Below are 23319 nucleotides of genomic sequence, written 5' to 3'. Positions count from 1 at the left end.
GAGTCTCGTCAGAGGTCGTTCTTGTCGTAGGCCATGCGCACGAGGTCATCCACGTCCAGGTCGTCGATGGACTCGGCGGGCTCCTCGTCCGCCGGTGCGGTGGCGGGGTCGTCGGAACCGGCCAGCCGCAGCAGCTCGTCCAGCAGTCCGGATTCGCGGAGCCGGAGCAGGGGGATGGAGGTCAACGCCGCGCGGACGTCGGCCTCTTCGGGGTCGAGGGCGGTCGCGGCGGCGGTGTCGGCGGGGTCATCGGGGAAGAGCTCGGCGCCGATGTGTCCGGCGAGCTCCTCCGCGCTCGGATAGTCGAAGACGACGGTGACGGGGAAGCGGAGCCCGGTGGCGGTGCCCAGGCGGTTGCGCAGGTCGACGGCGCTCAGGGAGTCGAAGCCCAGCTCGCGGAAGGCGCGCGTGGCATCGACGGCCTCGGGGCCGGGGTAGCCGAGGACGGTGGCGATCTGCGAGCGCACCAGCGACAGCACGGCCGCCCGCCGGTCCGCCGGGGTCAACTCGGTCAGCCGGTCGCGCAGCGACGAGGACTCGCCGGTCGCGTCCGCCCGGGTGTCGGCGTCGGCTGCGAGGATCCGCGCCACGTCCGGCACCTGGCCGATGAGCGGGCTGGGCCGGGCCGAGGTGAAGACGGGGACGAACCGCTCCCAGTCCACGTCGGCGACCACGACCACGGTCTCGTCCCGCTCCATCACCTGCCAGAACGCGTCGATGGCGAGCCGGGGGGACATGAACGGGATGCCACGGCCGCGCAGTTGCTCCTCGGCGAGGTTGGCCGCCATCCCGCCCTCCTCGGGGCTCCAGATGCCCCACACCACCGAGGTGGCGGTGAGGCCGCGGGCCCGGCGGTGCTCGGCGAGCCCGTCGAGGTAGGCGTTGGCGGCGGCGTACGCGCCGTGTTCGCCACTGCCCCAGACGGCCGAGATGGAGGAGAAGAGCACGAAGGAGTCGAGCGTGTCCCGGTCGAAGAGGGCGTCCAGGTTCGCGGCGCCCGCGACCTTGGCCTCCGCCGTGTCCGCGAACTCCCCCAGATCGGTGTCGGCGAGCGGGACGAGCACACCGGCTCCGGCGATGTGCAGTACGGAACGGATGGGCGGGCCCTCGGCCTCCACCTGCCGTATGAGCGCCTCCAGCGCGGCGCGGTCGGCCACATCGCACGCGGCCACGGTGACCTTGGCGCCGAGCTCGGTCAGTTCGGCCTTGAGCTTGTCGGCGCCGGGCGCCTCGGGGCCACGTCGGCTGGTGAGCACGAGGTGTTCGGCACCGGCCTGGGCCAGCCGGCGGGCGATCTGGGCTCCGACGCCGCCGGTGCCACCGGTGAGCAGCACGGTGCCCCCGGGGGTCCACGCGGGGCCGCTCCGCCGGTGCCCCGCGGCCCGTACCAGCCGCCGGACGAACACGCCGGAGGGCCGCAGGGCCAGCTGGTCCTCGTCGTCGAGGCGGCCCGCGAGCACACCGCACAGCCGGGTGGTCACCCGGCCGTCGACGGTGTCCGGCAGGTCGACCATGCCGCCCCAGCGCTGGGGGTGTTCGAGCGCGGCGACCCGGCCCAGTCCCCATACGGCCGCCTGGGCGGGGCTGTCGAGGGCGTCGGTGCCGCCGACGGACACGCCGCCACGGGTGGCCAGCCACAGCGGGGCGTCCAGCCCGGTGTCGCCGAGGGCCTGGACGAGGGCGAGGGTGAGCGCGAGTCCCATGGGCACGCCGGTGTGTGCGGGGTGCGGTGCGTCGGGGAGCCCGAGCAGCGAGAGCACTCCGGCCGGGGCGGCCCCGGCGGTGGCCTCGGCGAGCCGCGCGGCGACCGCGGCGCGGTCGGCCTCGGCCACCTCGACGGTGACGACCGTGGCGCCGTGGGTCTCCAGGCCACGGCGTACGGCGTCGACGAGCTCGGGGCCGGGGTGTCCGGCCGGGTACTCGGCGGGGTGTCCGACGAGGTTTTCGGCCGGGACCGCGAGCAGCCAGGTGCCGGCCAGGGCCGCCGACGCCGGGTCCGGCACCCGGTTCCAGGTGACGTGGTAGCGCCAGGAGTCGAGTACCGACCGCTCACGGCGGCCGCGTCGCCAGGAGGACAGCGCCGGGAGCACGGTCCGCAGCGACGACCGCTCCTCGTCGGCGTCCACCTCCAGCGCGGCGGTCAGCGCGGCCAGATCCTCACGCTCGACGGCGTCCCAGAACTCGGCGTCCACCGGGTCGCCCCCGGTGGCGGCCACCGGCGTCGCGGGCCGCTCCAGCCAGTAGCGCTGCCGCTGGAAGGCGTACGTGGGCAGGTCCACCACGGACGCGCCCAGCCCGGCGAACACCGCGGCCCAGTCGACGGCCACGCCCCGGACGAACGCCTCGCCCAGCGAGGCCAGGAACCGCTCCGGACCACCCTCGTCCCGCCGCAGCGACCCCACGACCACCGCGTCCTCGGCGGTCGCCTGGAGCGGCATCGTCAGCACCGGATGCGGAGACATCTCCAGGAACGTCCCGAACCCGGCGGCCGACAGAGCCCGCACCGCCGACTCCAGCTCCACCGTCTCCCGCAGATTGGTGTACCAATACCCGGCGTCCAGACCCGCGGTGTCCAGGGGGGTGCCCGTGACGGTGGAGTGGAAGGTGATGTCCGAGGTGCACGGGCGGATCGGGGCGAGCAGGTCGAGCAGTTCCCCGTGGAGCGCTTCCACATGGGCCGAGTGGGACGCGTAGTCCACCGGGATCAGCTTCGCCCGTACGTCCTCGGCCTCGCACTCCGCCTGGAGCTCACACAGCGCCTCCGGGTCACCGGACACCACGATCGAACCCGGACCATTGACCGCCGCCACCGATATACGGCCGCCCCAAGCGGTGATCCGCTCCCGCACCCGACCGGCGCCCTCCGAAACCGACATCATCCCACCACGACCCGCCAGCCCACGGGCAATGGCCTGCGAGCGCAACGCAACGACCCGCGCCCCGTCCTCCAACGACAGCCCACCCGCCACCACCGCAGCCGCGATCTCCCCCTGCGAATGCCCCACCACAGCGGCCGGAGCCACCCCACACGCCCGCCACACCTCCGCCAACGACACCATCACCGCCCACAACGCCGGCTGCACCACATCCACCCGCCCCAACGCCTCCTCATCCCCCAGCACATCCGTCAACGACCAGTCGACGAACGCCGACAGCGCCACCTCACACTCCGCCAACCGACCCGCGAACACCGGCGAAGCACCCAGCAACCCCACCGCCATCCCCACCCACTGCGACCCCTGCCCCGGAAACACGAACACCGGCTTCCCGGCGTGGCCCGCCACGCCCTGGGCCACGAGGCCACCGGGCTCGGCCCGGGTGAGCGCCGTGAGTCCGGCGCGGAAGTCCTCGACGCCGCCACCGACCACCACCGCTCGGTGGTCGAAGCGGGCGCGGGTGGTGGCCAGCGAGAGGCCCACATCCGCCGGGGACGGCTCCGGACCCTCCGCGAGGCGAGCCAGCAGCCGCTCCGCCTGGCCCCGCAGACCCGACTCGGTCTTGGCCGACAGCACCCACGGCACCACCGCGCCGCCCACGGGTGCCACGCCCTCTGCCGAGGTGTCCGCGGGCCCGGGGGCCTCGGGGGCCTGCTCGATGATGGCGTGGGCGTTGGTGCCGCTGGCGCCGAAGGCGGACACCCCGGCGCGGCGGACCCGCCCGGTCTCCGGCCACGGCCGGGCTTCGGTGAGCAGTTCGACGGCGCCCGAGGACCAGTCCACGTTGGGCGAAGGCTCCTGGATGTGCAGGGTGCTGGGCAGCACCCCGTGGCGGATCGCCTGCACCATCTTGATCACGCCGCCGACGCCCGCGGCGGCGGCCGTGTGGCCGATGTTGGACTTCAGCGAGCCCAGCCACAGCGGCCGGTCCGCCGGGCGGTTCCTGCCGTACGTGGCGAGCAGGGCGTTCGCCTCGATGGGGTCGCCAAGCGACGTTCCCGTGCCGTGTGCCTCGACCACGTCCACATCGGTCCCGGAGAGGGTGGCGTTGGCCAGCGCCTGGCGGATCACCCGCTGCTGGGCCCGGCCGTTGGGCGCGGTCAGGCCGTTGCTGGCGCCGTCCTGGTTGATGGCGGAGCCTCGTACGACCGCGAGCACGGTGTGGCCGTTGCGGCGGGCGTCCGAGAGCCGTTCCAGCAGCAGCACTCCGACGCCCTCGCCCCAGGCGGTGCCGTCGGCCGTCGAGGAGAACGCCTGGCAGCGGGAGGAGGTGGACAGCGCCCGCTGGCGGCTGAACTCGATGAAGCCACTCGGCGTGGACATCACGGTGGTGCCGCCGGTGAGCGCCATCGAGCAGTCGCCCTGGCGCAGCGCCTGGCAGGCCATGTGCAGCGCCACCAGCGAGGACGAGCACATGGTGTCGACCGTGACGGCCGGTCCCTCCAGGCCCAGGGTGTAGGCGACCCGGCCGGAGAGGATGGCGCCCGAGGCGCCCATGGACATCTGGCCTTCAAGCCCCTCGGGGAGCTCGGTCAGATCGCGGGCGTAGTCGAAGTCGGTGGCGCCCATGAAGATGCCGGTGTCGCTGCCGCGCAGGGTGCCCGGGTCGATTCCGGCCCGTTCGAAGGTCTCCCAGACCACTTCCAGCAGCAGTCGCTGCTGCGGGTCCATGGTGAGGGCCTCGCGTGGCGAGATGCCGAAGAACGCCGGGTCGAACTGGTCGGCGTCCCGGAGGAATCCGCCCTGGCGGGCGTAGGTGCGGCCCTCGCGGTCGGGGTCCGGGTCGAAGAGGTTCGGCAGGTCCCAGCCCCGGTCGGCGGGGAAGTCGACCATGCCGTCCCGGCCTTCGGCCACGGCCTGCCACAGGTCTTCGGGGGAGCGGATGTCGCCCGCGTAGCGGCAGTTCATCGCCACGATGGCGATGGGCTCGGGGGCCTGAAGCTCCTGGATCCGGCGGTGTGCGGCGCGGAGGTGGCCGGTGGCCCGCTTGAGGTAGTCGCGCAGCTTCTTCTCGTTGTCCATGGTCGTCAGCTCCTCAAGAGGGCCGGAACGTCGGTGGCGGCCGGGGCGGTGGCGCGGCGGTTCATGGGGCCGTCAGATCCCGGCCCAGCAGCTCGAACATCCCGTCGAGCAGCTCGAACATCTCGTCGTCGGTGGCCGATTCGATGTCTTCCAGCTCCAGGGCGGCGAGGGTGGACTGGACGCGGTCGAGCTCGGCGAGCGCGGCGGTGTCCACGGACTCCCCGCCCGATGGCAGGAGTTCGTCCCGCAGCAGCACGGCGAGGTCGTCGGCGGTCGGGTAGTCGAAGACGAGGGTGACCGGCAGCCGCAGCCCGGTGGCGGCGTTCAGCCGGTTGCGCAGATCGACGGCGGTGAGCGAGTCGAAGCCCAGCTCCTTGAAGGCCCGTCCGGTCTCGACCGCGCCCGCGTCGGCGTAGCCGAGGGCCGCGGCCGCCTGCTCGCTCACCAGCTCCACGAGGGCGGTGTGGCGGTCGGCCGGGCTGAGCTCCGCGAGCCGTGTGCGCAGCGCGGCGGCGCCACCGGCCTCCTCCCGCTCCGCCCCGGCCGGGCCCCGCCCGGTGCCGCCCGCTTCGGGGAGGTCGGCGAGCAGCGGCAGGGGGCGGAGGGCGGACAGGGCGGGGGCGAAACGGCCCCAGTCGATGTCGGCCGCGACGAGGAAGCCATCGCCCCGCGCGACCGTCTGCCGCAGCAGCTCCAGCGCCCGTGCGCCGTCGATGGGCGGCGCGCCGCGGCGTCGCAACTGGTCCGCCACCTCGCCGTCGATCATTCCGCCGCCCGCCCAGGCGCTCCAGGCCACCGAGGTGGCGGGCAGGCCGTCCGCGCGGCGCAGTTGCGCGAGCGCGTCGAGATACGCGCTGGCCGCCGCGTAGTTGCCCTGTCCGGCAGCGCCCACGGTGCCCGCGATCGAGGAGATCAGGACGAACGCGTCCAGGTCCCGGCCCTGGTCCCGATCGCGGCCCCGGCCCCGGCCCCGATCGCGGCCCCGGTCCCGCGTGAGTTCGTGCAGATGGCGTGCGCCTGCCACCTTGGGGCGCAGTACGGCCTCGATCCGCTCGGGGGTGAGCGCGTCGACGGTGGCGTCGTCCAGCGCGCCCGCGGCGTGCACCACGGCGGTGAGCGGGTGGTCCGCGCCGTCGCCCGCGACCTGGTCCAGCAGATGTGCCAGCGCCTCGCGGTCGGCCACATCGCACGCGGCGACGGTCACCCGGGCGCCGCGCTCGGTCAGTTCGGCCTCCAGTTCGGCCGCGCCCGGGGCCGAGGGCCCGCGACGGCTGACGAGCACCACGTGTTCGGCGCCCTCGTCGACCAGCCCGCGGGCGATCTGGGCGCCGACGCCCCCGGTGCCACCGGTGATGAGGACGGTGCCGCAGGGCTGCCAGCGCTCACCGGAGCGGTTGGTCCCGGCCCGCCTGAGCCGCCGGGCGAGCGTGCCCGAGGCGCGTACGGCCAACTGGTCCTCGCCGTCCCGGCCGGTCAAGGCACGGGCGAGGGCCAGGAAGGCACCCTCGTCGAGCTTGCCGGGCAGATCGATCAGACCGCCCCAGCGCTGTGGATGCTCCAGGGCGACCGCGCTGCCCAGGCCCCAGACGAGGGCTTGGGCCGGGGCTTCGACGCGGTCGGCGCCGCCGGTCGAGACGGCCCCGCGGGTGACACACCACAGCGGCGCGTCGACACCCGCCTCGCCCAGCGCCCGCACCAGGTCGAGGGTGGTGGCGAACCCAGTGGGGACGTCGGGGTGTTCCGGATGCGGAGCCTCGTCGAGAGCGAGCAGGGACACCACTCCGCCGGGCGCCCCGGCGTCCCCGATGGCCTCGGTGATACGGGTGGCGAGCGGGGCGCGGTCGGTGTCGTCCGGGCCGATGCGTAGGGGAACGACCTCGATGCCGAGCGCGGCGAGCCCGGCGGTGATGGCCCCGGCGGTGGCGGGCTCGGCGGTGGCGGATCCAGCCGCGGCGGCCCCGGTCGCGGCGGCCCCCGAGCTGACGGACCCAGCCGCGGCGGTCCCGGTGTCGGTGGCCCCGGTGTCGGCGGCCCCGGCCTCAGCGGGGAGCACCACCAGCAGGCGGGCGGGGAGCGTGGCGGTTCGCTCGGCGTCGAGCGGCTGCCAGCCGATGCGATAGCGCCACGAGTCGAGCATTGCCTGGTCGCTCAGCCGGGACCGCCACGACGAGAGCAGCGGAAGCACCTCGCTGAGCGGTGCGTCGGCAGCCGCGCCCAATGTGGCCGTCAGCGCGTCCAGGTCGGCCTTCTCGACCGCGGTCCAGAATTCCGTCTCCGCCGGGCCGGTGGCCGCCTCGGTGACGGGCCCGGTCTGGGGTTCGACCCAGTAGCGGGTGCGCTGGAACGCGTACGTGGGAAGGTCGACACGCCTGGCGCCGCGCCCCGCGAACAGCCCCCGCCAGTCCACCTCCGCGCCGTGGACGTAGCCCTGGGCGAGCGAGAGCAGCATCCGCTCGGGGCCGTCCTCCTCGCGGCGCAGGGTGCCGATGACGGCGGCCGAGCCCTCGGCGGCCTCGACGGTGGCCTCGATGGCGGCGGCCAGCACGGGGTGCGGGCTCACCTCCACGAACAGCCGGTGGCCGCTGGTGAGCAGCGCCCGCGTGGCCGCTTCGAGCCGTACGGTCTCCCGCAGGTTGCGCGCCCAGTAGGCGGCGTCGAGCCCAGCCGTGTCCAGGGGTTCACCGGTCACGGTCGAGTGGAAGACGATCCGCGAGGTGCGGGGGCGGATGGGGGCGAGGATCCGCAGCAGCTCGTCGTGGATCTTCTCCACCTGCGCGGAGTGCGAGGCGTAGTCCACCGGGATCAGCTTCGCCCGTACGCCCTCGGCCTCGCACTCCGCCTGGAGCTCGCGCAGCGCCTCCGGGTCACCGGACACCACGATCGAACCCGGACCATTGACCGCCGCCACGGAGATACGACCGTCCCAGGCGGCGATCCGCTCCCGCACCTCCTCGGCCGGGAGCGACACGGACATCATGCCGCCCTGTCCGGCCAGCCCGCGCCCGATGGCCTGCGAGCGCAGCGCCACGACCCGCGCCCCGTCCTCCAGCGACAGCGCACCCGCCACCACCGCAGCCGCGATCTCCCCCTGCGAATGCCCCACCACAGCGGCCGGAGCCACCCCACACGCCCGCCACACCTCCGCCAACGACACCATCACCGCCCACAACGCCGGCTGCACCACATCCACCCGCCCCAACGCCTCCTCATCCCCCAGCACATCCGTCAACGACCAGTCCACAAACCCCGACAGCGCCACCTCACACTCCGCCAACCGACCCGCGAACACCGGCGAAGCACCCAGCAACCCCACCGCCATCCCCACCCACTGCGACCCCTGCCCCGGAAACACGAACACCGGACGGGCCTCCGGCACCGCCGCGCCCTCGCCGCGCACCACGCCCGCGGACACCCCGCCGGAGGCCAACACCTCAAGCTGGCCCAGCAGTTGAGAGCGGTCCGCGCCCACCGCCGCGGCGCGGTATTCGAAGGCCGACCGTCCGGTGGCGAGCGAGTGGCCGACATCGGCCGGGGACGACTCGGGGCACTCGCGCAGATGGGCCAGCAGCCGCTCCGCCTGCGCCCGCAGGGCCGCTTCGCTCCTGCCGGAGAGCACCCAGGGGACGGCGGAGCCACCGAGCGCGGTCCCGTCGAGGGCGTGGGTGCCTTCTTCGTCGTCCTCCCCCTCGGCCGGGGCCTGTTCGAGGATGACATGGGCGTTGGTGCCGCTCACGCCGAAAGCGGACACCCCGGCGCGGCGCGGACGGCCACGCTCGGGCCACTCCCGGGCCTCGGTCAGCAACTCCACCGCGCCGGAGGACCAGTTGACGGCCGGGGACGCCTGCTCGACATGGAGCGTCTTCGGCAGCGTGCCGTGGCGCAGCGCCATCACCGTCTTGATGACGCCGCCGACCCCGGCCGCTGCCTGGGTGTGGCCGATGTTGGACTTGAGCGAGCCGAGCCACAGCGGCCGGCCGGAGGTGCGGCCCTTGCCGTAGGTGGCGAGCAGCGCGCCCGCCTCGATGGGATCGCCGAGCGCGGTGCCCGTGCCGTGGGCCTCGACGGCGTCGACGTCGTCCACCGTGAGCCCGGCGGCGGTCAGCGCCGCCTCGATGACCCGGCGCTGGGCGGGGCCGTTGGGCGCGGCGAGGCCGTTGCTGGCGCCGTCCTGGTTCATGGCGCTGGAGCGCAGCACGGCGAGGACGGGGTGTCCGTTGCGGCGGGCGTCGGACAGCCGCTCCAGCAGCACCATGCCCGCGCCCTCGCCCCAGCCGGTGCCGTCGGCGCCCGCGGCGAAGGACTTGCAGCGGCCGTTGGCGGCCAGTCCGCGCTGATGGCTGAACTCGACGAAGACACCGGGGGTGGCCATGACCGCCGCCCCTCCGGCCAGCGCCAGCGAGCATTCGCCACGGCGCAGCGCCTGGGCCGCCAGATGCATGGTCACCAGCGAGGACGAGCACGCGGTGTCCAGGGTGATGGCCGGTCCTTCGAGGCCGAGGGTGTAGGAGATCCGGCCGGAGGCCACGCTGGAGACGTTGCCGATGAGCAGATGGCCCTCGACGCTCCGCGGGGCGTACTGCGGGTCCCCGCCGTACTGGAACGAGGCGAGCCCCACATACACCCCGGCCCTGGTGCCCTTCAGCGAGAGCGGGTCGATGCCCGCGCGTTCGATCGCCTCCCATGACACCTCCAGCAGCAGCCGCTGCTGCGGGTCCATGGCCAGCGCCTCGCGCGGGGAGATGCCGAAGAAGGCCGGGTCGAACTGGTCGGCGTCGTGGACGAAGCCGCCTTCGCGGGTGTTGCAGGTGCCGGACCGGCCCGGGTCGGGGTCGTAGAGGCCATCGACGTCCCAGCCCCGGTTGGCGGGGAACTCCGAGATCGCGTCCCGGCCCTCGGCCACCAGCCGCCACAGATCCTCCGCCGAGCGGACACCGCCGGGGAAGCGGCAGCCCATCGAGACGATGGCGATCGGCTCCCGCTCGTCGGCCTCGATCCGCTCCAGCCGGTCACGGGCCTGCTTGAGGTCGGAGGAGACCCGCTTGAGGTAGGTGAGGAGTTTTTCTTCGTTCTCGTTCGCCATCAGGAAGCCCCGAATTCGTTGTCGATGAAGTCGAAGACCTCGTCGGCGGTGGCGGAGAGGAGGCCGGTGTCGGGGGACGGCCCGCCGGTGTGTTCCACGGGCGTGCCGCCCAACTTCGCCATGAGGTCGTTCAGACGCCCCGCCAGCCGCTCCCGCACCCCGTCGTCGGCCATCAGTTCCGGCAGCGCGGACTCCCACCGGTCCAGGTCGTCGAGGAGGGTGCGCGCGTCCGCCGGGCGGGCCGACGGCAGCTCGCCGCGTAGGTATTCGGCCAGTGGTGCGGGCGCCGGATAGTCGAAGACGAGGGTGGCGGGCAGGTCCAGTCCGGTGACCGCGGCCAGCCGGTTGCGCAGTTCGACGGCGGTGAGCGAGTCGAAGCCCAGCTCCTTGAACGGGCGGCCGCCTGCGACCGCGTCGGACGAGGAGTGGCCGAGCACGGCCGCCGCCTGGGCGTGCACCAGATCCCGCAGCGCCCGGTCCAGATCCTCGCCCGTCAGGCCCGCGAGGCTCGCCAGGAAGGTGTCCGCCACGTCGTCCGGCCCGGTGGCGTCGGGGGCCGCGATGGCGGTGGCGAGGGCGTCGCGCACCTCCGGCAGCTCGCCGATCAGCGGCCGGGGGCGCGCGGCGGTGAAGCCGGGGACGAAGCGGTCCCAGCGCACATCGGCGAGGACGAGGGAGGTCTCGCCGGTGTGCAGCGCCTCGCCCAGCGCGGCCACCGCCAACTCCGGTGCCATCGCGGGCAGCCCTCGGCGGCTCAGGTGCTCCGCCACCTCGCCGTGCTCGATCATGCCGTGGTCGGCCCAGGGGCCCCAGGCCACCGAGGTGGCGGGGAGACCGCGTGCCTCGCGGTGCTCGGCGAGGGCGTCCAGGAAGGCGTTGGCCGCCGCGTAGGCGCTCTGCCCGCCGCTCCCCCAGGTGGCGGCGATGGACGAGAAGAGCACGAACGCCTCGAGGTGGTCCTGGTCCAGCAGCGCGTCCAGATGGGCGGCGCCCAGCACCTTGCCGTCCGCCATCTCCGCGAAGTCGGCCACCGTACTGTCGGCGAGCTGCGAGAACTCCACGACGCCCGCCGCGTGGAATACGGCGTGCACCGGGTCGCCCCCGGTGGTGATCCGGCGCAGCAGCGCCGTCACCTCGCCGCGGTCGCGGACGTCGCACGCCGCCACCGTCACCCGGACACCGCCCTCGCCCAGCGCGATCAGTTCGTCGCGCAGTTCGGCGGCTCCGGGCGCCGCCATGCCACGGCGGCTGGTCAGCACCAGATGTTCGGCACCGGAGCGGGCCAGCCAGCGGGCCACCTGGGCGCCGAGCCCGCCGGTGCCCCCGGTGATCAGCACGGTGCCATGCGGCTTCCAGCTCTCCCGGCCCGGTGTGCGCAGCGGCGCCCGGACCAGCCGCCGGACGAACACCCCGGCGTCGCGGAGGGCGAGTTGGTCCTCCGGACCGCCGTCGCCTGCGATGCCGGAGAGCGCGGCGCACAGCCGGTCAGCCGTGCGCTCGTGGAGGTCCCCGGGGAGGTCGACCAGACCGCCCCACCGCTGGGGGTGCTCCAGGGCCACGACCCGGCCGAGGCCCCAGGTGGCGGCCTGTGCCGGGCGGCCGAGCGGATCGGATCCGCTCACCGAGACGGCACCGGTGGTGGCGAGCCACAGCGGTGCGGCGATCCCCGCATCGCCCAGCGCCTGGATCAGGTCGACGTTGAGCGCCAGACCGGTGGTGAGCGCGGTGTGTTCGGGGTGCGGATCGTCGTCGAGGGCGAGCAGCGAGAGGACACCGGCCGGTGTGCCACCGGTGTCCGTCTCGTGGCGCAGCCGCGCGGCGAGCGCGTCACGGCCGGTGGTGGCCACGGTGAGGGGTACGACGCGCGCCCCGCGCCGGTCGAGGGCGGCCGCCACGGTGGCGGCCCGCGCGCCGTCCGCCCGTCCCTCCGGCACGGCCACCCACCAGGTGCCGGACAGCGGCGCCGTACGCTCCTCGACGGCCACCGGGGACCAGGTGATCCGGTAGCGCCAGGAGTCCACGGTGGCGCGGTCGCTCTGACCACGGCGCCAGGAGGAGAGCGCGGGCAGCAACTCACCGAGCCGCGCCTGCTGGTCGATCTCCAGGGTGGTGGTCAGCGCCTCCAGATCCTCACGCTCGACCGCCTCCCAGAAGCGGGCCTCAACGGAAGACGCGTCCGTGGTGGCGGCGACGGTCGGCGTTCCCGGCGTGGCGGGGCCGAACCAGTAGCGCTGTCGCTGGAAGGCGTACGTGGGCAGCTCCACCCGAAGCGCACCGCGCCCGGCGAACACCGCCTCCCAGTCCACGTCTCCGCCATGGGCGTGCACCTGGGCGACACCGGAGAGCAGCGCCTCGGTCTCGTCGCGGTCCTTGCGCAAGAGGGGGATGAACGCGGCCGGACCGGAGACGCATTCCTGGCCCATGGCGGAGAGCACACCGGCCGGGCCGAGCTCCACATAGCGGGTGACACCCTGCCCTTCGAGGGACCGTATGCCGTCCCCGAAGCGGACCGCCTGACGCACATGGCGCACCCAGTACTCCGACGAGCACACCTCCTCGCCCGCCAACTCGCCCGTGAGGTTCGAGACGAGCGCGATACGCGGCGCGGCATAGGTGATCCGGCCCGCCGCCTCGGCGAACTCGGCCAGCATCCCCTCCATCAACGGTGAGTGAAACGCGTGCGAAACGCTCAGCCGCTTGCTCTTGACCCCCACCGCCTCCGCCACCGCGAGCACCGCCGACTCCTCACCGGAGACCACGGTCGACGCCGGGCCATTGACCGCCGCGACACTCACCCGGTCCTCATAACCGGCCAGATGCGGCAGCACATCCGCCTCCGGAGCCTTCAGCGACACCATCGCACCGCCCTCCGGCAGCGCCTGCATCAGCCGCCCCCGCGCCGCCACCAGCACACAGGCGTCCTCCAGCGAGAACACCCCCGCCACATGCGCCGCCGCCAACTCCCCCACCGAATGACCCACCAGGAAGTCCGGCGCGAGACCCCAGGACTCCACCAGCCGGAACAACGCCACCTCCAGAGCGAACAGCCCCGTCTGAGTGAACACCGTCCAGTCCAGCACCCCGGCGTCCTCACCGAAGACCACCTCACGCACCGAACCATCCAAATGACGGTCCAGCCCGGCGCACACCTCGTCGAACACCGCCGCGAACACCGGAAACACGGCGTACAACTCCCGCCCCATACCGAGACGTTGAGCGCCCTGCCCGGTGAACAGGAACGCCGTCCTGCCCTCGTCGTCAGCCACCGTGCCCGGGGTGATGCCCGTGGCGAGCTGGTCAAGGCCACTCAGCAGTTCCTGCTGGTCACGGCCGACGACCGCCGCGCGGTGGCCGAAGGCGGACCGGGTCACCGCCAGCGAGTAGCCCACATCCACCGGTTCCAGCTCAGGCCGCGCCACCACATACGACCGCAGCCGCTCCGCCTGCGCCCGCAACGCGCCCTCGGTACGGCCCGACACCACCCACGGCACCACATCGGTGCGCACGGACGGCTCCGCCTCCGGTTCGGCGGACGGTTCGGTGGCCGGGGCGGCGGGCGGTTCCTCCAGGATGAGGTGGGCGTTGGTGCCGCTGATGCCGAAGGCGGACACCCCGGCGCGCCGCACCCGCTCGCCCGTGGGCCACTCCCTGGCCTCGGTCAGCAGCTCCACCGCCCCCGCCGACCAGTCCACATGCGGGGTGGGCTCCTTGACGTGGAGCGTCCTGGGCAGCAGGCCGTGGCGCATCGCCATGACCATCTTGATCACACCGGCGCCACCGGCCGCGCCCTGGGTGTGGCCTATGTTGGACTTCAACGCGCCCAGCCTCAGCGGCCGTTCGGTCTCCCGGCCCTGGCCGTAGGTGGCGAGGATGGCCTGGGCCTCGATCGGGTCGCCGAGCGTGGTGCCGGTGCCGTGCGCCTCGACGGCGTCCACCTCGGCTGCCGACAGCCCGGCGTTCGCCAGCGCCTGCCGGATCACCCGCTGCTGGGAGGGGCCGTTGGGGGCGGTCAGGCCGTTGCTTGCGCCGTCCTGGTTGACGGCCGAGCCGCGCACCAGCGCCAGCACCTCGTGGCCGTGGCTTCGCGCGTCGGACAGCCGCTCCAGGAGCACCATGCTGACTCCCTCGCCCCAGCTGGTGCCGTCGGTGTCGGAGGAGAACGCCTTCGACCTGCCGTCGGGGGCGAGCCCGCGCTGCCTGCTGAACTCGATGAAGAGACTCGGCGTCGACATCATCGTCGTGCCACCCGCCAGCGCCATCGAGCATTCGCCCTGGCGCAGTGCCTGCGCCGCCTGGTGGATGGCGACCAGGGAAGAGGAGCACGCGGTGTCGATGGTGAGCGCCGGGCCCTCCCAACCGAGGGAGTAGGCGATGCGGCCGGAGACCACACTGGCGGCCTTGCCGGTCAGCAGATACCCCTCCATGTCCTCGGGTATCTCGCCCAGCCGCGAGGCGTAGTCCTGGCCGGTGGAGCCGATGAACACGCCCGCCGTGCTGCCCTTCGTGGAGTGCGGGTCGATCCCGGCGCGCTCCAGCGCCTCCCAGGAGGTCTCCAGCAGCAACCGCTGCTGCGGGTCCATGGCCAGCGCCTCGCGCGGGGAGATCCCGAAGAACTCGGGGTCGAAGTCGTAGGCGTCGTAGAGGAAGCCGCCTTCCTTGGCGTAACTCCTGCCCGGCGTATCGGGGTTGGGGTCGTAGAGCTCCTCGACGTTCCAGCCGCGGTCGGTCGGGAAGGTCGAGATCACATCGCGGCCGTCCGCCACCAGCTCCCACAGGTCCTCGGGGCCGCGGACCCCGCCGGGCAGTCGGCAGCTCATGGCCACGATGGCGATCGGATCGTCGTCGGCGGGGCGGACGGCGGCCACCACGGCCGCCACTTCCGCCCGCTCGCCCAGTGCCTCGCGCCGCAAGTGTTCCACCAGCACGGCGGGGGTCGGGTAGTCGAAGAGGAGGGTGGTCGGCAGCCGCAGCCCGGTGGCGGCGCCCAGCCGGTTGCGCAACTCCACGGCGGTCAGGGAGTCGAAGCCGACCTCACGGAAGGCGCGGGTGGCCTCGATGTCGTCCGGGGCGGCGAGCCCCAGCACGCCCGCCGCGTGTTCCCGCACCAGGTCCAGCAGGAACGGGTCCCGGTCCGCCGCCGGCAGTGCGGCCAGCCGCCGCCCGAACGAGCTCTCGTCGGTGGCCGCGGCCCCGCCACCACCGGCCCGTACGACGCGGCGGACCGGCGTCCGGACCAGGCCGCGCAGATAGGCCGGTACGGCGTCCTGGCCAGGGGTGGCGGCGGCGCTCGCGGCGCGCTTGCGCAGATCGGCCAGGTCGAGCCGGACGGGCACGAGCATGGCATCGCCCGCCGCCCGCGCCGCGTCGAAGAGCTCCATGCCCTCCGCGCTGGGCAGCGGACCGATACCGGAGCGCGCCATGCGCCGCACATCGGCCTCGTCCAGATGCCCGCTCATGCCGCTGCGCTGCTCCCACAGGCCCCAGGCGAGGGACTGGGCGGCCAGGCCACGGGCCCCGCGGTGCTGGGCGAGGGAGTCCAGGAAGGCGTTGGCGGCGGCGTAGTTGGCCTGTCCGGCGTTGCCGATGGTGGCGACGACGGAGGAGTAGAGCACGAACGCGGCCAGGTCGTGGTCCGCGGTCAGCTCGTGCAGATTCCACGCGGCGTCCACCTTGGGCCGCAGCACCCGGTCCAGCCGCTCGGGGTTCAGCGCGTCCACGACGCCGTCGTCGAGCACCCCCGCCGCGTGGATCACGGCCGTCAGCGGATGCGCGGCGGGTATCGCACCGAGAAGCCCGGCGAGCGCTTCCCGGTCGGCGGCATCGCATGCGGCGACGGTGACGGTGGCCCCCAACTCGGCCAGCTCGGAGCGGAGTTCGCCCATACCGTCGGCCGCGGGCCCACGCCGACTGACCAGCAGCAGATGCCGTACGCCGTGCTCACCCACCAGATGGCGGGCGACGAGCCCCCCGAGGGTCCCGGTGGCACCGGTGATGAGAACGGTGCCTTCGGGGTCCAGCGGCCGACGGCTGTCGACGAGCCCGGCTGCCCCGGTGGCGGCCTCGGCGGCCTCCGTTCCCCTCGCCACCCGACCCAGCCGGGGCGCCCGCACCCGGCCCTCGCGGACCGCGCACTGGGGTTCGCCGGAGGCGATCGCGGCCGGGAGGGCGGTCGCCGACTCCGGCTCGGCGTCGAGGTCCACGAGGACGAAGCGGCCGGGGTGTTCCGACTGGGCCGAGCGCACCAGGCCCCATACGGCGCCGTGGGCCACATCCGGTACCTCTTCGCCGGGGGTGGCCGCGACCGCGCCGCGGGTGACGAACACCAGCCGGGAGGTGGCGAGGCGTTCATCGGAGATCCAGCGCTGGATCAGCGCCAGCGCTCGGTGGGTGGCGGCGTGGGCCGCCTCCGCCACATCGACGTCGCCCTCCGCGACGCACGGCACCAGCACCGCGTCCGGTGCGTCCGCCGTCTCGTCGTAGGGCACCGCCTCCACGGCCGCGGAGAGCCCGAGCGGATCGTCACCGAGCACCGCCCAGGCCGCCGGGGTCCCGGTCGCGGTGGTGTCGGCGGCGGACACCGCGGGCCACTCCAGGCGGAACAGCGACGGGTGGAGGGCGGAGTGGCCGCCGATCGGGTCGGGCGTGGCCACCGCGCGCAGCACGAGCCGGTCCACCGAGGCCACCGGGGCGCCGCTCAGGTCGGCCGCGACGACCGCATACGTATCGGGACCCGTCGGCGTCAACCGCACCCGCAGCGCCGTGGCGCCGGTGGCGTGCAGGGCGACACCGCTCCATGCGACCGCCAGCCGCGCTCCGCCACCGCCGCCATGGCCATCGCCACCGTCGCCATCGGCGCCGCCGCCATGGCCATCGCCACCGCCACCGTCGCCATCGGCGCCGCTGCCATGGCCATCGCCACCGCCGCCACTGCCGACCGGGGCTTCCACCGCGTCGAGTGCCGACTCCAGCAGCACCGGGTGCAGTCCGTAGCGCCCGGCGTCGGCCTCCTCGGCCTCGGTCAGCCCGACCTCGACGTAGCGGTCCTCACCGAGCCGCCAGGCGGCGACCGCGCCGCCCGCCACCTCCGCCGGGACGGCGTCGGCCGGTGGCCACGCGGCGAGGCCGATGTCGGCGGCCCGGACACCGGTGCCCAGGACCGCCGTGGCGTACCGCGTCCATGGCTCGTCGGAGTCCGCGCCCTCGGCGCGCGCGTGGACGCTGAGGGCGCGCGAGCCCCCGCCGTCCGGGGCGCCGACGCGCACCTGGATCACCGCGGCGCCCCTCTCGGGCAGTACCAGCGGCGCGTCCAGGGACAGTTCCTCGATCCGGTCGCAGCCGACCTGGTCGCCCGCCCGGATCGCCAGTTCGGCGAGGGCGCTGCCGGGGAGCACGGTCGCGTCGGGAACGGTGCGCTCGGTGAGCCAGGGGTGGTCCTGTGCGGAGATCCGGCCGGTGAACAGGTGGTCGTCCGCGCCCGCCAGCGGGACCGCCGCGCCGAGCAGCGGATGCCCGGCGGCGTCGAGTCCGGCCGACGCCACATCGCTCGCCGCGACCGGCTTGTCCAGCCAGTACCGCTGCCGCTGGAACGGATACGTCGGCAGCTCCAGGGCACGCTCACCACGCCCCGGCGCGCCCCCGAACGCCACGTCCCACGACGGCTCGACACCCTGGACGTACGCCTCGGCGAACGAGCCGGCGAAGCGCTCCGGGTCGCCCTCGTCCCGGCGCAGCGTGCCGACGACGGCCGCGCTTCCGCCCGCGTCCTCGATGGTCTGCTGGAGCGACATGGCGAGCATGGGGTGCGGGGCGCATTCGATGAACGCCGTGTGGCCGTCGGCCAGCAGCGCCCGGGTGGCCCGCTCGAAGTCCACCGGCTCGCGCATGTTCCGGTACCAGTAGTCGGTGTCCAGCTCGACGGTGTCCAGCGGCCCGCCGGTCACCGTGGAGTAGTACGCGGTCCGCGAGGCGCGCGGCCGCACCCCCGCCACTTCGCGCAGCAGCCGCTCGCGCAACCCGTCGACCTGCGGGGAGTGTCCGGCCGTGTCCACGCCCGGCACCCGGCGGGACTTCACCCCGTCGGCGGCGAGTTCGGCCATGAAGGCGTCCAGGGCCTCCGGGTCGCCGGAGACGGTCACGGTGGCGGGGCTGTTGACGGCGGCGATGCCGAGCCGTTCGCTCCACGGCCGCAGCCGCTCCGCGACCGTCCCGGCGGACGCGAGCACCGAGAGCATGCCACCCTTGCCGCTCAGCTCGGCCCACGCCTGGCTGCGCCGGGCCACCACCTTCGCGGCGTCCTCCAGGGAGAGCCCTCCGGCCACGTACGCGGCGGCGATCTCGCCCTGCGAGTGGCCGACCACCGCGGCCGGTTCGATGCCGTACGACCGCCACAGCGCCGCGAGCGACACCATCACCGCGAACAGCGCGGGCTGCACCACGTCGATACGGGACAGCGACGGCGCGCCCGGCTCACCGCGCAGCACATCGCGCAACGACCAGTCCAGGAACGGCTCCAGGGCATCGGCGCACTCCTCAAGCCGCTCCCCGAAGACCGGCGAGGCGTCCCGCAGCGGGAGTGCCATCCCGATCCACTGCGAGCCCTGCCCTGGGAAGACGAACACGGTCTTCCGCCGGCCGCCCGCCGTGCCCTTGACCACATGGGGCGCCGGGGTGCCCTGCGCGAGCGCGCCGAGGCCGTCCAGGAGCCGTTCCCGGTCCCGGCCGACGACCACCGCCCGGTGGCCGAAGGCCGTACGGGTGGTGGCGAGGGCGTGGCCGAGCGCGGCGAGGTCGGTGCCGGGATGGTCGGCCAGATGGTCCCGCAGTTGCTCGGCCCGGGTGCGCAGGGCCTGTTCGGTGCGCCCGGACAGCACCCAGGGCAGCACGGGCAGCGCCGGGGCCGCCGGGCGCGGCTCGTCGTGGCCGGCGGCCGGTTCGGCCGGGGCCTGCTCCAGGATGGCGTGTGCGTTGGTGCCGCTGATCCCGAAGGACGACACGCCCGCGCGGCGTGGCCGCTCGCTCTCCGGCTCCGGCCACGGCCGGGCCTCGGTCAGCAGTTCCACGGCCCCGGACGACCAGTCCACATGCGGCGAGGGCTCGTGTATGTGCAGGGTCCGGGGCAGTACGCCGTGGCGCAGCGCCAGCACCATCTTGATGACCCCGGCCACGCCCGCGGCCGCCTGGGGGTGGCCGATGTTGGACTTCAGCGAGCCCAGCCACAGCGGCCGGTCCTCGGCGCGGTCCTGACCGTACGTGGCCAGCAGCGCACCCGCCTCGATGGGGTCGCCGAGCGAGGTGCCGGTGCCGTGTGCCTCGACCGCGTCCACATCGGCCGTGCTCAGCCACGCGTCGGCCAGCGCCTGCCGGATGACCCGCTGCTGGGCCGGGCCGCTCGGGGCGGTGAGGCCGTTGCTCGCGCCGTCCTGGTTGGTGGCGGAGCCACGGACCAGCGCCAGCACCTGGTGGCAGTTGCGCCGCGCGTCCGACAGCCGCTCCAGCAGCACCATGCCCACGCCCTCGCCCCAGCCGGTGCCGTCGGCGTCGGACGAGAACGCCTTGCAGCGGCCGTCGGGCGACAGCGCCTTCTGACGGCTCAGCTCCACGAAGATCCCGGGGCTGGACATCACGGTGGCACCGCCGGCCAGCGCCAGCGAGCACTCGCCCTGGCGCAGCGACCGTACGGCCATGTGCAGGGCCACCAAGGAGGACGAGCAGGCCGTGTCGACGGTGACCGCCGGGCCCTGGAGACCCCAGGTGTAGGCGATCCGGCCGGAGGCGACGCTGGTGGTACCGCCGGTCAGCAGATAGCCCTCGAACCCTTCCGACGCCTCGTCCATCCGCGGCCCGTAGTCCTGCGGCATGGCGCCGACGAAGACACCGGCGTCGCTGCCCTTGAGCGTGGTGGGGTCGATCCCGGCGCGTTCGAACGCCTCCCACGCGGTCTCCATCAGCAGCCGCTGCTGGGGATCCATCGCCTGGGCCTCGCGGGGGCTGATGCCGAAGAAGGCCGGGTCGAACTGGTCGGCCTCGTGGAGGAATCCGCCCTCGCGCACATAGCTGGTGCCGTGGCGGGCCGGGTCCGGGTCGTAGAGCCCTTCCAGGTCCCAGCCCCGGTTGGCGGGGAAGCCCGCGATGGCGTCCCGGCCCTCGCTGACCAACTGCCACAGCTGCTCGGGGGTGCGCACCCCGCCGGGGAGGCGGCAGCTCATCGCCACGATGGCGATCGGGTCGTCGTCGCCCGTGGTGGCCCGGGTGGCGGCCGGGCGCGGGGCCACGGCCGCCGGGGAGCCCGCCACCACGTCCCGGAGGTGGTAGGAGAGGGCCAGCGGGGTGGGGTGGTCGAAGAGGACGGTCCCGGCGAGCCGTGTTCCGGTGGCGGTGCCGAGGAGGTTGCACAGCTCGACGGACATCAGCGAGTCGAGGCCGAGATCCTTGAAGATCTTCTCGGGGTCGACGGCGTCGGGTCCGGGGGAGCCCAGCACCCAGGCGGTGTGCGTACGGACGAGCTCCAGCGCCACGCGCTCGCGCTCGGCGGCGTCGGTCAGGGCCGCGAACTCCTCACGCCACGAAAGGGGTTCGTCGGTGGCGGCGTCCTCGGTGCCGGGGAGGTCGGTGTCCAGCCAGTAGCGCTGTCGCTGGAAGGCGTACGTGGGCAACTCCACCCGACGCGCACCGCGCCCGGCGAACACCGCCTCCCAGTCGACCTCACCACCGTGAGCGTGCACCTGGGCAACGCCGGAGAGCAGCGCCTCGGTCTCGTCGCGGTCCTTGCGCAGCAGCGGTACGAACGCAGCCGGACCGGAGACGCACTCGCGGCCCATGGCGGAGAGCACACCGGCCGGGCCGAGCTCCACAAAGCGGGTGACACCCTGCCCTTCGAGGAACCGTATGCCGTCCCCGAAGCGGACCGCCTGACGCACATGACGCACCCAGTACCCCGGCGAGCACACCTCCTCGCCCGCCAACTCACCCGTGACGTTCGAGACGAGCGCGATACGCGGCGCGGCATAGGTGATCCGGCCCGCCACCTCGGCGAACTCGGCCAGCATCCCCTCCATCAACGGCGAGTGAAACGCGTGCGAAACGCTCAGCCGCTTGCTCTTGACCCCCACCGCCCCCGCCACCGCGAGCACCGCCGACTCCTCACCGGAGACCACGGTCGACGCCGGGCCATTGACCGCCGCGACACTCACCCGGTCCTCATAACCGGCCAGATGCGGCAGCACATCCGCCTCCGGAGCCTTCAGCGACACCATGGCACCGCCCTCCGGCAGCGCCTGCATCAGCCGCCCCCGCGCCGCCACCAGCACACAGGCGTCCTCCAGCGAGAACACCCCCGCCACATGCGCCGCCGCCAACTCCCCCACCGAATGACCCACCAGGAAGTCCGGCGCGAGACCCCAGGACTCCACCAGCCGGAACAACGCCACCTCCAGAGCGAACAGCCCCGTCTGAGTGAACACCGTCCGGTCCAGCACCCCGGCGTCCTCACCGAAGACCACCTCACGCACCGAACCATCCAGATGACGGTCCAGCCCGGCGCACACCTCATCGAACTCCGCCGCGAACACCGGAAACACGGCGTACAACTCCCGCCCCATACCGAGACGTTGAGCGCCCTGCCCGGTGAACAGGAACGCCGTGCCGCCACGGCCCGCCACCGCGCCCGGGACCACGCCCGTGGCGAGCTGGTCAAGGCCGTTCAGCAGCTCCTCACGGTCACGGCCGACGACCGCCGCGCGGTGGCCGAAGGCGGACCGGGTCACCGCCAGCGAGTAGCCCACATCCACCGGGTCCAGCTCAGGCCGTGCCGCCACATACGACCGCAGCCGCCGTGCCTGCGCCCGCAACGCGCCCTCGGTACGGCCCGACACCACCCACGGCACCGTGTCGAGGCCCGTCGGGCGTTCCTCGGCCGGGCCGTCGGCGGGTGCCTCCTCCAGCACCATGTGCACATTGGTGCCGCCCATGCCGAACGAGCTGACGCCCGCGAGCCGTGGGGCGTCCGCCTCCATGGCCCAGGCGTCGAGCGTGGTCTGGACCGTGAGGCCCAGGGTGTCCAGGGGGATCGCGGGGTTCGGTGTCTCGTGGTTGAGGCTCGGGAACAGCTCGCGGTGGGTGAGCGAGAGCACCGCCTTGATGAGGCCGGTGATTCCGGCCGCGCCTTCGAGGTGGCCCACGTTGGTCTTGGCGGAGCCGACCCGCAGGGGCGCGCCGGCCGCCCGGCCGGCGCCGAGGACCGCGCCCAGCGCCGCGGCCTCGACCGGGTCGCCGACCTTGGTCCCGGTGCCGTGCAGTTCGACGTACTGGACCCGGGCGGGGTCGACTCCGGCGCGCTCGTAGGCGGCGCGCAGCATGGCCTCCTGTCCGTGGGCGGCGGGGGTGGTGAGGCTGTCGCCGCCGCCGTCGTTGTTGGCGTCGGAGCCGCGGATCACACACAGCACGGGGTCGCCGTCGCGCAGCGCGTCCGGGAGCCGCTTGAGCACCACGAGGCCGCCGCCCTCGCCGCGCACATAGCCGTTGGCGCGGGCGTCGAAGGTGAAGGAGCGGCCGTCCGGGGAGAGGGCGCCGAACCGGGAGGCGGCGATGAAGCCGTCGGGGGCGAGGTTGAGCTGGACGCCGCCCGCGACGGCGGTCTCGGTCTCGCCGCGCCGCAGGCTCTCGCAGGCCAGGTGCACGGCGGCCAGGGAGGAGGACTGCCCGGTGTCCACGGCCACGCTCGGGCCGCGCAGTCCGAGGGCGTAGGAGACCCGGTTGGCGATGATGCCGCGGTTCAGCCCGGTGAGCGTGTGCTGGGTGATGTCGGCCGGTTCGCCGCGGTGGACCAGGGCCGCGTAGTCGTCGGCGATGGCGCCGATGAAGACGCCGGTGCGGCTGCCCTCGAGCCGGGCCGGGACGAGTCCGGCGTTTTCCAGGGCCTCCCAGCACAGTTCCAGCGCGAGCCGCTGCTGGGGATCCATAGCCCTTGCTTCTCGGGGTGAAATCCCGAAGAACTCCGGATCGAACTCGGCTGCCCTTTCGACGAACCCACCGAATCGAATACCGGCGTCCCGGAGCTCATCGGCATACCGGTCCGCCGGGATCTGGGTGATGGCGCTCTCTCCATTGCGCAGCAACTGCCGGAACTCATCCGGGGTCGATGCGCCCGGTACGCGACATGCCATACCGACGACCGCGATGTGCCCGTCACGCACCAGGGAGTTCTCCGACATCACGACCTCAGACTCTTCTCTCAGTTGAGATTCCGACGCGACTGGACTGACCATGATCCGGAAGTCGACGGTA

General features: G+C 73.8%; 2 protein-coding genes and 1 pseudogene. All 3 read right to left on the bottom strand.

Annotation, left to right across the window (positions count from 1 at the left end; translation table 11 throughout):
- Positions 1-8 precede the first annotated feature (8 nt).
- Positions 9-4958, bottom strand: a pseudogene (locus tag ACJX2R_RS43650) (type I polyketide synthase); the annotation flags it as partial.
- Between the two features lie 61 nt (positions 4959-5019).
- Positions 5020-10038 carry a type I polyketide synthase gene (locus ACJX2R_RS43645; protein WP_413104589.1) on the bottom strand — a complete coding sequence of 1673 codons (5019 nt, stop codon included), beginning with the start codon at positions 10036-10038 and terminating at the stop codon, positions 5020-5022.
- Positions 10038-23246: a type I polyketide synthase gene (locus ACJX2R_RS43640; protein ID WP_413104588.1), complete on the bottom strand. Its 13209-nt coding sequence runs from the start codon at positions 23244-23246 to the stop codon at positions 10038-10040. Before ACJX2R_RS43640 ends, ACJX2R_RS43645 begins: the two co-directional genes overlap by 1 nt.
- Positions 23247-23319: the final 73 nt, after the last annotated feature.

It is taken from the genome of Streptomyces sp. Inha503 (assembly GCF_047215865.1).
Classification (GTDB): domain Bacteria; phylum Actinomycetota; class Actinomycetes; order Streptomycetales; family Streptomycetaceae; genus Streptomyces; species Streptomyces lycopersici.
This window is presented reverse-complemented; position numbering and strand designations above follow the sequence as displayed.

What these genes read in the sequence shown, in the direction of transcription:
- ACJX2R_RS43645 (WP_413104589.1), bottom strand. Translation starts at nt 10,038, where the DNA reads ATGGCGAACGAGAACGAAGAAAAACTCCTCACCTACCTCAAGCGGGTC.
- ACJX2R_RS43640 (WP_413104588.1), bottom strand. Translation starts at nt 23,246, where the DNA reads ATGTCGGAGAACTCCCTGGTGCGTGACGGGCACATCGCGGTCGTCGGT.